13 protein-coding genes are annotated in these 14,051 nt (G+C 46.6%); 12 read left to right on the top strand and 1 reads right to left on the bottom strand.

Annotated features, from left to right (window positions below):
- Positions 1–1,270, bottom strand: a 1,270-nt coding sequence (locus C4B57_08330; GenBank protein PXF54144.1) for a hypothetical protein, incomplete at its 3' end; no start/stop codon positions are given.
- 59 nt (positions 1,271–1,329) lie between these two features.
- On the opposite strand from C4B57_08330, the gene C4B57_08325 reads away from it, so the two are divergent.
- The 12 genes from C4B57_08325 to C4B57_08270 form a co-directional block, all read left to right on the top strand.
- A complete protein-coding gene (locus tag C4B57_08325) occupies positions 1,330–2,685 on the top strand; it encodes a hybrid sensor histidine kinase/response regulator (GenBank protein ID PXF54143.1) in 1,356 nt (451 codons plus the stop codon).
- A gap of 17 nt (positions 2,686–2,702) precedes the next feature.
- Positions 2,703–2,858, top strand: coding sequence for a hypothetical protein (locus C4B57_08320; protein PXF54172.1), 156 nt, complete (start codon positions 2,703–2,705; stop codon positions 2,856–2,858).
- Between the two features lie 208 nt (positions 2,859–3,066).
- On the top strand, positions 3,067–4,161 hold the full coding sequence (locus C4B57_08315) for a hypothetical protein (protein ID PXF54142.1): 1,095 nt from the start codon (positions 3,067–3,069) through the stop codon (positions 4,159–4,161).
- Positions 4,162–4,178: 17 nt separating this feature from the next.
- Entirely contained in the window at positions 4,179–4,490 is a 312-nt protein-coding gene (locus tag C4B57_08310) for a hypothetical protein (protein PXF54141.1), read from the top strand.
- 681 nt (positions 4,491–5,171) lie between these two features.
- Positions 5,172–6,269 carry a hypothetical protein gene (locus tag C4B57_08305; GenBank protein PXF54140.1) on the top strand — a complete coding sequence of 366 codons (1,098 nt, stop codon included), beginning with the start codon at positions 5,172–5,174 and terminating at the stop codon, positions 6,267–6,269.
- 23 nt (positions 6,270–6,292) lie between these two features.
- Positions 6,293–6,874: a hypothetical protein gene (locus tag C4B57_08300; GenBank protein PXF54139.1), complete on the top strand. Its 582-nt coding sequence runs from the start codon at positions 6,293–6,295 to the stop codon at positions 6,872–6,874.
- 39 nt (positions 6,875–6,913) lie between these two features.
- Positions 6,914–7,234 carry a hypothetical protein gene (locus C4B57_08295; GenBank protein ID PXF54138.1) on the top strand — a complete coding sequence of 107 codons (321 nt, stop codon included), beginning with the start codon at positions 6,914–6,916 and terminating at the stop codon, positions 7,232–7,234.
- Between the two features lie 90 nt (positions 7,235–7,324).
- Positions 7,325–10,078: a hypothetical protein gene (locus C4B57_08290; GenBank protein PXF54137.1), complete on the top strand. Its 2,754-nt coding sequence runs from the start codon at positions 7,325–7,327 to the stop codon at positions 10,076–10,078.
- A 172-nt stretch (positions 10,079–10,250) separates the two neighbouring features.
- Complete coding sequence (locus C4B57_08285) at positions 10,251–11,651, top strand: hypothetical protein (GenBank protein ID PXF54136.1); 1,401 nt, start codon at positions 10,251–10,253, stop codon at positions 11,649–11,651.
- Positions 11,652–11,821: 170 nt separating this feature from the next.
- Complete coding sequence (locus tag C4B57_08280; GenBank protein PXF54135.1) at positions 11,822–12,031, top strand: hypothetical protein; 210 nt, start codon at positions 11,822–11,824, stop codon at positions 12,029–12,031.
- A gap of 326 nt (positions 12,032–12,357) precedes the next feature.
- A complete protein-coding gene (locus C4B57_08275) occupies positions 12,358–13,824 on the top strand; it encodes a 16S rRNA (cytosine(967)-C(5))-methyltransferase RsmB (GenBank protein ID PXF54134.1) in 1,467 nt (488 codons plus the stop codon).
- Positions 13,825–13,845: 21 nt separating this feature from the next.
- The coding region (locus C4B57_08270; protein ID PXF54171.1) for a hypothetical protein at positions 13,846–14,051 on the top strand (206 nt) is incomplete at its 3' end.

Raw genomic sequence — 14,051 nt, 5'->3', positions numbered from 1 at the left:
TCTCAAGTCCACGTAAGAGAAAGCCGGGGAAACCCTGACAATGTTTCATCTGCCCAAATACAGGTTCAATTATTCGCTTGCGAAATCCATAAATATATCGACTGACTGGGTTTTGGAGGTTCCTGTCCATGGCCTTGTATCTGTCGGAACGGTGCCTGATATTTTTGGAGCCGGATTCGGCCTTTCTCATCTCTTGCTCTTTCCGGGTTGAAACAAGAGCGTTTATTTCATCCTTGGATTCCAGGTATTCAAGATTATCGTCACTGCAATACCCTGCGTCAGCAAGGACTGTCTTTGCGTAAACATCTATTTCTGAAAGATTCTGCTGTGCCTGCTCCAGCATAGGTTTAAGCTGATGAATGTCATTGGCCTCATTCACCACGTCACAGGCAATAACTATCTGGTCTTCTGTAGCTACGGCCTGAGCATTATAACCTTGAATATAACCTTTGGACGTCTTCTGAATACGACTCTCAGAATCGGTCATATTGACCTTGGTTTCAGGCTTCACTGTGTCGTCAGGCTTTTGAGATTTTCTGCCGTGTTTCTTATGAGACTCCTTGCTCTTTTTGGCTTCAGCCTTTTTTCTGGCTTCCAGGTATTTTTTAGCCTCTTTGATCTTTGCAAGCCTTTTTTCTGCAGTACTCAAATCCTCAGGAAGTTCATCACCACGTTTGCTGCCATACAGCCTGTCTTCCTCCTGATCTGTCTTCTCTGCCTGCTCAAGGAGTGCTTCCAATTTCTCCTTGAGTCGCTTCTCTTGCTTGGAAAGCTGCTCATAAGTTTTGTTGCGGCTCAGGCTTGCATTGGCTTTAACCTTGGTGCCATCAAGGGCTATAATGCCAGCCTTTACCAAACCAGAAGCCTTACAGAGAAGTAGTATCTGGGGAAAAAGATCCTGCAGAGCCCTGAGATGTCTTTTGCGAAATTCTGATATGGTTCTAAAATCTGGAAAATTACCGGCAGCAAGCCATCTGAATGCCACATCATCTACCAGGGCTTTGGCAATCTTCCTGCTGGATGGAATACCCATACAGTAGGCGTATAAAAGTATCTTTACCATCATTGCCGGATGATAGGCTGCGCTTCCCTGGCCATTGGCTCTGTAAGCTGTGATTAATGCTGACAGATCCATTTGATCAACTGTCTCAGATATAAATCGGGCAAGATGGTCCTGGGGGAGCCAGTCGTCCAGAGATGGGGGTAGCAGATATGGTTGCTCCGGATTATAGCTTCTGAAATTGTAGTTCATGAGGCCCTCAAAAAGCAATTATCATGTTGAAATTATATAATATTTTACCGAATTCGGCCTCATTTTGCAACTAATATTTGCGGGACAGACTCATAGATGAGCATACGGGTGAACAGATCGAGGACCCTGTAACAAGGGTGCTTAGAGACGGCGTGGCGGTCGGGCTGGCAAACAATACGGTATTGATAGCCAAGGATGGAACAAAACGGTCTATTGATGATAGTGGTGCACCCATAAGAGACGGCAAAGGGAACATCATGGGTGTGGTCCTGGTCTTCCGCAATATCACTGAAAAGCGGAGAGCTGAAAGAGAACTATTGAAGGCGGATAAACTTGAATCCCTTGGTGTCCTTTCCGGCGGTATCGCCCACGATTTCAACAATATTTTGACCTCGATTTTGGGCAATATCTCAATTGCAAGGATGTTTGCAAAGCCAGGAGACAAGATATTTGAAAGACTGGAAGAGGCAGAAAATGATTGCATGCGGGCAAGGGTCTTGACACAAAAAATACTTACCTTTTCCAGGGGCGGAGCGCCGATTATGAAGACCGCATTTATATCGGAATTACTAAGGGATTCAGCCAGCTTTGCCTTGAGCGGTTCCAATGTCAGGTGCGAATTTTCAATACCTGATGACCTCTGGCGGGTTGAGGTGGATGAAGGGCAGATCGCTCAGGTCATCAGCAATCTGATAATCAATGCCAGTCAAGCCATGCCGGGAGGCGGAGTAATCAATTTGCTCGCTGAAAATATTGTTGTTGATGAAAGGCAGGGCATTCCTCTAAACAATGGAAGGCATGTAAAGATATCCGTTACCGATCATGGAATCGGTATATCGAAAGAGCACTTCCAGCAAATATTTGACCCCTATTACACCACCAAGCGGGGAGGGAGCGGTCTCGGGCTTGCGATTGCTTATTCAATTGTCAAAAGGCATAATGGATATATTGACGTTAAGTCTATACCTGGAAAGGAGACCACTTTTAGTATCTATCTGCCTGCTTCTTCAAAGGAGGCATTGGCAGAAAAGGAGTCCGGAGAAAAAATTCGTGGAGGAAAAGGTAAAATCCTGGTAATGGATGACGAGAAGATGATCAGAGATGTAGTGGGTGACATGCTCGGAATTTTAGGATATGAAGCAGAGTTCGCCAAAGACGGCGCCGAAGCTGTTGAATTATATAAAAAAGCCGAACAATCTGTCCGGCCATTTGATGCTGTCATAATGGATTTAACGGTCCCCGGCGGCATGGGGGGCAAGGAAGCCGTTCGGAAGCTCGCAGAAATTGATCCTGAAGTTAAAGCCATTGTTTCCAGCGGTTATTCTGATGATCCTGTAATGGCTGACTTTAGAAAATACGGCTTTAGTAATGTTGTGGCCAAACCTTATAACATTAAGGAACTGGGGGATGCTTTATATGAGGTACTAAAATAGGGAGTTTTTGATGAAAGATATCAAGGTCAATCAGTCCCAGCACACAATTTTGCGCTGTTATCGGTAATCTGGTTGCACACAGTCTTTCACCGGCGATTCACAATGCCGCTTTTGCGGAACTGGATCTGGATTTCGTCTATGTGGCCTGCCGGGTCGAAGACGTAAAAAATTAATCGAATTGAGGCGGCGAAAGATATTTTCGATCTCCGCAATCCGCCTTCCATGGAGTTTGAAAAACTTGCCGGATACCCAAACAGATTCTCCATCCGCATTACACGAAAACACAGATTGGAATTCGAGATAGAATTTGAAGATGAACAGCGGACCTTCGGCCGTGTTTTGATAGTCAATGTATCGAAACATTACGAATGAGGTGTAGCAATGGCCAGATATCAACCGTTTATAAATCTCGGACCCGGTGATTCCATCAAGGAGGAGCTGGAATATTACGAATGGGACCAGAAGACCCTGGCAGAGATCCTTGGCAAGACGGAAAAGCATATCAGCAGCCTGCTCAATAATAAAACGGTTATAACCTTTGACATGGCCTGTCAGTTAAGCGCCGTCTTCAAACAAAGCCCGCAATATTGGCTCAATCTCGACACTCAATACAGACTTAGGCTTCAGGAAGACGCAAAAAATGGTGAAACCGCAGCTAAGGCGCTTATCTATCGATATATGCCGGTGCGGGAGCTGCGAAAACGTGAATATCTCCCCCGGGCCAGGGAAGCCCTTATAAAAGCGGTTAAAGACTTTTGGGGCATGGAAGAACTTGATTTCGGTTTCCTTGAAAAACGAGCTGCAGTCAGTCTCAAAAAATCTGAAAATTATCGCCAATTCAATCCGTACTATGCGTTAACATGGCAGCAAATCGCCCAAAATTACCTGCGGGACAAATCGCCGGAAAGACCTTATAGCAGAGCGACTTTGCTTGCCCTGGCCTCCAACATCCCTGCCTTTTCAACAGAACCTGAAGGCGTGAAAAATTTTCTAAACAGACTTGCCCAATGCGGTGTCATCTTTGCAGTGCTACCACACCTGCCCAAAACCTACACGGACGGGGCCGCCTTTTGGATCAAAAATCATCCTGTCATACTCTACACCTGCCGTCAGGACAGGATTGACAATTTCTGGTTCACCATGGCCCATGAAATCGGCCATGTCGTGCTGCATGGAGATCAAAGGAATTCACTTTTCATTGACAGTCTTGAATATCTTGATCTTTCCAATGCAAAAGAAAAGCAAGCGGACGATTTTGCCGCAAAAATACTCAAAAGCGAAGAGGTCCTGACTGCTTTTTCCACAACCAGACGTATTTCCGAAATTAAAATCCGGCATTGCGCCGAACGATTTGGACTGCACCCTGCCATCGTCCTGGGCTGTTTGCAGCATCATGGCAGGGCCAACTACAAGACATTGCATAAATTAAAACCAAAGGCGTCATCCATGTTGCCCGACGATTACAAAATGAAATAAGAGGAGATGTGGAAGAAATGTGGATGATTGACATCAGACACTGGCTTAATGAACAGAAGAACGGACCGGCTGTGCCTCAACTGAAGTTAAAAGTAAGAAAACTGGCGGAGATCATAACCTATGCAACGTTATGTGACCGTGGTCTGGACACTGGAAAAGCGCCGAGATGCTGGCGACGACCAAAAAGAAAACCCTGTAAAGGCATTTTACAGATTCAATTTGAGATAGACGGCCGGATACACTGGTTCTGCCCCGAGTGTGGCGATGAAGGACTTATCGACGGTTGGCAGGGATTGATATGGGACATGAGTGACGGGATGATTCATTGAGTATCTCATAAACATGCGAGAAGACTGGGCGTTGGGGACTCGATAGCCTGCACCGTCCCTGCCTCGGGCGGGGTCAGTTTAAAGGGCTGGGATAATAGATTGGCAACACCGGGAAGGATTCTACCTTAATTTCTGGTGAATTTGTGTTTTGACAATGGAGTCCACTTTAGTCTGGCGGAAAAGAGGTAATACCTTTAAAAAGGGGTAATAAGAAGGACTGATGGCACGGGCACCTGACGAAAAGGGCAGAATCGCTGCTCAATGCCACGGGATTGCTGCATGGGCGCAAGGGATAGGCCTTTGTGCACGTGGACGGTTCAGGAGACCTTTTGTTATGGATATGGATGCCAGGGATATGAAATTCGGTTGAGCGGAATCATGTTTCAGGATTTTTTGCCGTGTAATCAGTCATATAAAGCCCCATACTATACGACACCTGCCTTGCAGCGGGTTGCCTTTTTTCGGATTTCAAAGCTAACCTATAGCATTTTCAGATTCAATTTGAGATAGACGACCGGATATGCTTGTTCTGCCATGATTGTGCAGATTAAGGACTTAGGAGTTGTCCATAAACAAAAAAATGGAAACAAAACTTTACATTTTTTGCTTTTTTGCTTATTTTGTTATTGAATGTAAACTTTTTGTCTAAAAAGAAATGCGATCAATACCGAGGGGAGTGTGATGGTCTGGAATGGCACAAAAATTAAAGAACGGGCCAAGGAAGTCGGTATATCTCTTACCAAGCTTGCCAGAACTATAGGTGTATCAAGGCAAACAATTGCTTCCTGGTCGCGTGGTCAAGTTCCGCGCGGTGAGCGTTTGATTGAACTATGCCGGGTTTTGGAGACTTCTCCTTCATCTTTCTTCGCCCCTGAGACACCAGCTCTTGTTTCCGTGCCGCAGCATCGCACGATCCGGAAGAAGAGAGTAACAGACGCCATTCAGGAAGAGTCCTGGAAAATGGCGGAAATGTATATTAACCTTTTCCGGACAGCACCTTCTTCAAGCATACTTCCCGTTGTAAGAGCTACCGAGAGGGATGACAGGAATGCAAAGAAGATCGCTATGCATTTACGGGAAATATCAGGGATCAAGCATGACAAACCGATGGATTTTAAGCATGCCTTTCAGATTCTTGAAAAACTTGGAATTTATTCTATTTTCCGTGCTTTTCCCGAGAGCATTTCTAAGCAGTTATATGCGTTTTATTCCCGGATATGCGACCAGAGAGTCATTTTTGTCAACACCAATACCAATGTAATCGATCTTATTTTCCAGCTTATACATGAAGCGGTCCATGCTGTCAGGGATGAGGAGCCGGACCTGTTCAACGATCCAGTTGAGGAGGATTTTTGCGACGCCGTGGCCAACTATGTCCAGTTTCCAGATGAATATGTAAGACAGGTAGCCCAGTCTGTCAGAGGCAGGAGAAAGGACATTACAGTCAATATTCTCAAGGACTTTGCCCGCGAATACAAGCATTCACTCTTCGGTATCCAGAAGCGCCTGAACTCGCTTGGACTTCTCAAGGGTGTAAATCTCGGCGGGGCGGATACCAACGTAAAAAGGGAATTTCAAACAGTAGGTGAATTTCTATTTAAGGAAAAAGATCCCAGATCTTACGTCGAAATGCTGTTTGAGCTTTCACCGCTTTTCATGCAGCTTGTCGCTGAACAGGTCCCGGATTGTTCAATAAGAAAACTGGGGGAATGGCTTGGGCTTGATACAAGTCTTGATGCCAGGGCCGTTATGGATGAATTGAAAAGAAGGGCTTCGTAATTCGTGCTGACAGGAAAGACCTGGTGATTATTCTGTGCGACACTTCAAGTGTTGTGATGCTCCTCCGGATCGCGCCTGAAATGTTTCAAGATGAAAGATATGGCTGCGTAACTATCAAGGAAGTCCACGACGAGCTGTTTGCCACGCAAAAATTCAAAAGCAGATATCCATGGCGCACGGATTACAGAGACAAGGTTGTGCCGCTCACTGCAAGTCAAATGGAGGTGGCGGAGGTCTCTCAATACTTTTCCGTCATAGATGAACTTGTTAAGGACGGTACAATCGACAGGAAATCCGGACGCCTGTTCGACTTGAGTCATACGGACAAAAGGATTCTGGCTGGAGCCCTGACCCATCAATTTAAAATTACATCCGGTGACCAGGGCCTGATCCGGTTCGCCAAACAGGAGTTTCCCAGTATATTCAAGGGTGATATATCTCCCCTGGAAATCATCAATATGTGGCTGGAGAACGGGTTGATATCGTGGGATGACGTGAAGCATGAATACCTTTCCGAGTGGGACAGACTGGAAGAACCCCGGCAACCGATAGAGGCGATTGGCAAGTTTCAGCAGTTTACTGGGAAAATATATCCCGGATCATAACCATGTGAGGTTTCGAATAACAGCGGAGGGAAAAGCGCCATGGCGGAATCTGACAGTCACAAAAGAGCAAAGAACAAGGCGGCTGGTCAAGCCGGGAGAACGGAAGCTCCACTACGCGGAAATCGCAGGCTGGATGCGCTTACCCCCGGGAAGGCAATTGGAATTGAACGGAGCGGCACCCTGGCCGGCCTGGAAAAGGCGGCGAAACGGCTGAAGGATAGCGGCAAGCCGCAGAAAGTATTGCAAGTTCCACAAAAGGATATGGCCAAGGCTGCAAAAGCCATGCAAAACGTCGGAACAAGCGGCACCGTAAAAAATATGGGTGGTACCAGGAGGCGTTCTGTACCGAAGAAGAAATGATATACCTGGCGGAAAAGTCAAAAGCAGACGCGACCCCTTTTTCTTTTTTATAAAGATTTTACTTTTTGCGTTTTCTTAATGAGTCTTCAAGTGACCAAACATATAGAACTGGACAGAAAGTTTTGGCCCGTTGAGGCTGACCAGGAAAATGATCCTGAAAGCATCCGGGCTATGCTCGCCTTTGGACTGGGGAAACAGCTTTCTTGGGAAGATCTATTAGGAAAAGATCGCGTTGTCATCCTCGCTGAACCAGGCACAGGCAAGACGGAGGAATTTCGGGCGATTACAGGGCACTTGCGGATGGCTGGCAGGCCCGCCTTTTTTTGCCGAATTGAGTTGCTCCAGAAGATGGAGATTCAGCACAGCCTTGATATAGGAACAGCGGAAGAGTTCAGTGAATGGATAGATGGAAATAAAGAAGCTTATTTTTTTCTCGATTCCGTGGATGAGGCACGGCTGAATAGCCGTACCGCGTTTGAGATCGCACTTCGGCGTTTCTCAAAAACAATCGGCGAAAGATTAAATAGAGCGAAGGTTTTTGTTTCGTGCAGGGTAAGCAATTGGTGGGCGACTGCAGATCTGGCATTGTTTTTGAGGCACTTACCCATCCCGGAAAAGCGTAAGATGCGAGATGATGAGAAAGGTCCTGCCGAAGAATTTGAACAAACCTCCGAAGAGTCTATGGCTACTGACAGATCCATTGATCTTGAAGAAAAGAAGGATCATGTCGTTTTCCAATTAGCACCGCTCAATGATCAACAGATTCGCAATTTTGCAGCCCACCAAGGTGTCAACAATACGAAAGCCTTTGTCGAGGCGATTGAGCGGGCGGATGCCAGGATTTTCGCTGAACGTCCACAGGACCTTTTGGAGCTTATTGAATACTGGAAATCAAAAGGTCACCTTGGACGACATGCCGAAATGCTGGACTTCAATATCCAGGTAAAGCTTTCCGAGCATGATCCACGCCGTGACGCGGAGAGACCACTATCAACGGACGACGCTTTTTTAGGTGCGGAACGTCTGTCAGCCGCAACTACCTTGCAAAAAAAGACCACGATAATTTTGCCAGATCGTCCGGTCGACACTGATCTACGTGCGGCATCGATTGAACCAAAAGAGAGCCTGCCAGATTGGTCATCAGACAAGATTCAAACACTCCTTGATCGTCCAATATTTGACGAGGCAATTTATGGGACGGTTCGATTCCATCATCGAGAAGTCCGGGAGTATTTGATGGCCAAGTGGCTCAAGCGTCTTATTGATGAAGGCAAATCGCGGCGGGCAATTGAAGGCCTGCTTTTCGCCAAACGATACGGACAAGATGTCGTCATACCATCCATGAGACCAATAGCTGCCTGGATGGCTTTATGGGATGAACGTATTCGGAACCATCTCCGGACAATTGCACCTGAAGTTCTCATTGAAAACGGCGATCCGTCTGTATTGCCAGTTGAATTCAGGAAGACGCTGCTCATCGGGTTTGCGAAGCTTTATGCAGGGCATAAATATACAGGTACATCTTTTGACATTACGATGGTTCGACGTTTGGCCGATCCCCAGCTTGCTTCGACAGTAAATGACCTACTTAAGAAATACTCAACGCATGATGATGTCTGCATATTGTTGTTGAAATTGATCTGGCAAGGCCAGATATCAGAATCTGTAGATGCAGCTTTATCTTACGCTATGGATGATCAGGCGAGTTCATACATCAGAACCTGCGCGATTCGTGCTGTTGCAGCAGCCGGTGCAGGTGAGCAACGCCGTAAGCTAGTCAACACATTGATTACTGACATCTCGAAGGTTGAGCCAGACATACTCGGGGAGGCCTGCGACCTATTCTTTCCAGGCTTCCTATCAGTTTCGCAGCTACTAAAAATATTAGAAACAGTTAAGCCGCCAGAGCGGTATTCAACATCCCAACTCCAACGAAGCATAGAAAAAATAGCTGATAAAGTTTTACCTCAACAGGAAGCGGAGAAGCTATTACGAGGACTTCATAAACTTCTAAAAAGCCAGCCCTTCATTGAGCGGGGCCATTGCGAAATCTCGCAAAGATATGCCTGGTTGTTGCCGAGCGCAATCAGGTTGGCTAATAACCAGTTTATTCTGAAAAAACATGGTTTTTCCTTTGATCCTAAAGTGCTAGACCTGTTCTTGGGCTACATTATTGCACAAGATTACGGTGAGTTTACCACCTCCGGACGAGATGACATTTTGAAAGATGCTAAAGCCTGGCCAGAGTTCCGGTACCAGTTGTTTTGGCATGCAATCGCTGTAGCGCGAGAGCGAAAGGAACAGATAAAGTGGAAAATTCGTGATTTCTGGGGGCCTAGTGCCGATGACCTGGAACGACTTTTCGAAGACCTGATCCACAAACCGTTAATGGATGACCGGTTGATTGCCTTGACAGTAGTCTTTGGAATTTATGTAAACGAAAAACGGCCCCGAAAATTGCGCGAGCGGATGAAACGTGTGGTCGCCGGAACAGCAGAACTTGAAGCTAAACTACAGGAGTTGCTCCATCCAAAACCATTGTCTGAGGAACAAAAAAGGTGGCGTCGTCAGGAACGCGATTTTAAGCGAAGACAAAAAGAGCGCGAAAACTGCCTGAAAGCCAATCGTCAAAAATGGCGGAAAGCATTGAAGAAAAATCCACAGGAAATTAAGAACGTTGGCAATGCTCAAAAAGGAGAAATTTGGAAGCGAACAGCCTACCTTTATAATCGGATTCAAGAGAAAAAGAACGAGAGCGAATATGGTCTTGGATATACAGACTGGAAGGCATTGATAGATGAATTCGGTTTTGAGGTGGCAAAGATTTTCGAGATGGATGCATAGCCTATTGGCGTAAATATGATCCTTTTACATATCCAAACCGGCGAACCAGTAATTCTATTCCTTGGCCGCGTATTATCGGCTTGACTGGCCTTGCCATGGAGGCAGCCTACGATCCTGATTGGGTGAAAAAAATAAGTCATAATGAAGCTGAGATAGCGGCACATTACTCTGTTTGCGAATTGACGGATTCCCGAATTGGTTCAGAGCGTTCAGCAACGAGTTCCCTGACATAGTTGATACAGTGATTGAAGACGAACTGCGGTGGGAAATTTATGAGAGCTCTGCAGAAAAGCCCTCTACTAACATTCTTTCGGCCCTGAGATATGGTGATAAAGAATTCAAGGGGCGCTTCAAGAGCATATTATTTGAACTCCTATTAGAGAATGAGCCAGCAAATGGTTTTGTTCTGGACCATGCGCTTTCGCTGATTTTAGAAGGACATCTTGATGCAGCGTTCAAGAAAAAAGTAGCTGAACTCGCCTGTGAACGTTTCGAAGTCGCAACCGACAAAAAACGTAAATTTACATGGCTTATTGTTCTACTCTGCATTGACGGGGTTCGAGGATGCGAACTTCTCAAAGGATGGATTACAGGTTTACCATCCGAAGAAGAGCAGAAAGAAACGATGATCAATTTTTGTTCGGCCTTGACGGATCATGGAAATGCTCGATTCGGCCTCGCTGTTCGTGATTATGAAAGGATCGAAGTATTGGCCGAGCTTATGCCTTTAATCTATCAATTCGTCAAGGTTGAAGAGGATGTTCATCACGAGGGCGTTTATACTCCCAAAGTGCGCGATCGTGCAGAACAAACACGTTCCAATCTTTTAAACGTAATTTTCGATACGCCAGGACGCCTGTCATATGATGTCTTGATGAATCTCTCAAAAACCGTCAGCGATAATTTTTTAAAAGACCACATCGATTACTTGGCAAAAGAACGTGCTGCTTTGGATGCTGAATTTGAGCCATGGCATGGAAGGAATGTCGCAGAATTCGCTGAGTCGGCAGAAAAACAGCCGCAATCTGAGACAGATCTTTATGAACTCGCCTTGGTTCGATTGGATGAACTTAAGATGGATATTGAAGACGGTGACGAAAGCGAAGCAGCGCTACTTCAGAAATTAACAAAAGAAACGGAGATTCGTATTGTATTTGCCAATCGGCTTAAAAAGTCTTCTCGCTTACGTTACACCGTCGGTTCTGAGGAGGAGCTTGCTGATGCCTCAAGAACTGATATTCGGCTCAATGCTCCTCAGATTCCATCACCTGTCCCCATTGAACTAAAAATAGCTGACAAATGGACTCTTGCAGAATTGCGCGAACGTATGGAAAATCAGCTAATCAGACAATATATGCGAATATCTCGATATGGAATTTTTCTCGTAATTCACAATGGAGAAAAGAAAAAGAGACATTGGAAAGATAATAAAACAAAAAAGATGCTTCCTTTCGCTAAACTGATTGATACTCTGAAGCAAGAGGCAGATTATTTAACAAGAAGACATCCCAAGGTTGCAGATCTGGAAGTGGTCGGTATAGACTTCACGATACGCTTCTCCGCTAAGGAATAATAAAAAACTATAAAAATCCTGGCGGTAAAAACAATAATGCATATCTTATTAAAGAGTTGGCCTTTTGTTAATTCCTGTCTTTTCACAGGACAAAGCAAAAAGAATGTCCGCCATAGAGGCTTCTCGTTGCCCGACGATTACAAAATGAAATAAGAGGAGATGTGGAAGAGATGTGGATGATTGACATCAGGCACTGGCTTAATGAACAGAAGAACGGACCGGCTGTGCCTCAACTGAAGTTAAAAGTAAGAAAACTGGCGGAGATCATAACCTATGCAACGTTATGTGACCGTGGTCTGGACACTGGAAAAGCGCCGAGATGCTGGCGGCGGCCAAAAAGAAAACCCTGTAAAGGCGTTTTACAGATTCAATTTGAGTAGACGGCCGGATACACTGGTTTTGCCCCGAGTGTGGCGATGAAGGACTTATCGACGGTTGGCAGGGATTGATATGGGACATGAGTGACGGGATGATTCTTGAATGACCGGAATGAGGAGGATGTCCGGGGCTATCGCGACGCCCTGGCCCTCATCCACGAAAAGGCAAAAGAGATTTCTGCTTCATGGGAATCCCCTTTGTTGAACAGTTAAGGGGATTGGGCTGGAATCACGATGTGTTGTACTTTTTGTAGTGTAATCAGTCATACGAAGACCCATGCTTACACGATTTCATAGTCAGGCACTGATTGCGCCTGGTATCTTGTAGCATGAGGAAGGTCAGGCGCAGAATTACTAATCCCCGCCGGCTTGCCGCCTCGGTCCTCCTGAAGTGGGAGGGTATCCCGCCGGCCAGACGCCCGCCCCTGGCGCAACTGACAGAGGATTTCCTTGAGGACACAGGCCCCTGGTCTGACAGAGACAGGGCCCTTGTCCGTGAGCTGGTTTTCGGAGTGGTGAGATGGCTGGCACTCCTGGACCGGCACATAGACTTCCGGCTTATCTCCGGGAAGAAAAGGCTTTCGAGGATAGTCCGGTCACATTTGAGGATCGGGGCCTTTCAGATCCTGTTTCTTGACCGTATTCCATTTTCAGCCGCAGTGAATGAGGCGGTTCAAGGTGTAAAGTCATCCAATAGTGCCTGGGCCTCTGGTCTGGTGAACGCCGTTCTTCGCCGGATGGCTGAAAGGTGTGAGTCACTCGGACAGGAAATGGCCCGAAGGTGTGAGGATGCAACAGGCCTTGGTGAGGTTGAAATGCTTGCCATTGAGCAATCTCACCCTCTCTGGATGGTCGATAGATGGGCGGGGAGATACGGGCTTGAAGGAGCACGGTCCCTCTGCAGTGCCAATAACATACAGGCCCCGCTGACTCTCAGGGTAAATACCCTGACCACAACAAGAGAAGAAGTCCTTATTAACCTGGCAGGTCATGGGCTTGATGCCGTTCCGGGTCGCTATGCGCCTGAGGCCGTGATAATCCGTGGTTATTCCGGATCTCCTGCGGCAATCCCGGGTTTCAGGAAAGGATGGTTCCAGGTGCAGGACGAGGCGGCACAACTGGTCTCGTACTGTCTGGACCCAATGCCAGGAGAGATCATACTCGACGCCTGCGCAGGGCCCGGAGGAAAGACGACTCATATAGCACAGATGATCAGGGATCAGGGAGTTGTCGAGGCCACGGACAGGAATAACGCCCGCCTGGAACTTCTGAGGGAGAATCAGGAAAGACTGGGTATAAAGTGCATCTCCTGTATCCCTTTTGAATCGTTTAAGGCAGGACTCCATGATCTTAAGGGCAGATATCACCGTATCCTGGTAGACGCTCCGTGCTCAGGCCTTGGCGTCATAAGACGGCACCCTGACATCAAGTGGAATCGCACCAGGGCTTCTCTGCCGGAACTGGCATCTCAGCAAAGGTCTCTGCTTAATGTCCTTGCCCCTTTAATCAGACCCGGGGGTACCATGGTCTATGCGACCTGCACGCTGGAGCCCGAGGAGACCAGGGAGGTAGTGGATGATTTTCTTTCAATTCATGCCGGATGGGGTCTTATCCCGGCGGATGAGGTGCTTCCCGCGGCAGCAAGGAGCCTTGTTGATGAAAATGGATTCCTTGTTATCTTTCCCGGTCCGGACGGCCCTGACGGGTTCTTTGGGCAGTGCTTAAGAGTCTGTCCCGCAAATATTAGTTGCAAAATGAGGCCGAATTCGGTAAAATATTATATAATTTCAACATGATAATTGCTTTTTGAGGGCCTCATAAACTACAATTTCAGAAGCTATAATCCGGAGCAACCATATCTGCTACCCCCATCTCTGGACGACTGGCTCCCCCAGGACCATCTTGCCCGATTTATATCTGAGACAGTTGATCAAATGGATCTGTCAGCATTAATCACAGCTTACAGAGCCAATGGCCAGGGAAGCGCAGCCTATCATCCGGCAATGATGGTAAAGATACTTTT

It is taken from the genome of Deltaproteobacteria bacterium (genome assembly GCA_003194485.1).
Classification (GTDB): Bacteria; Desulfobacterota; Dissulfuribacteria; order Dissulfuribacterales; family UBA3076; genus UBA3076.
Note: the sequence above shows the minus strand (reverse complement) of the source record. Positions and strands in the feature narration are given on the sequence as shown.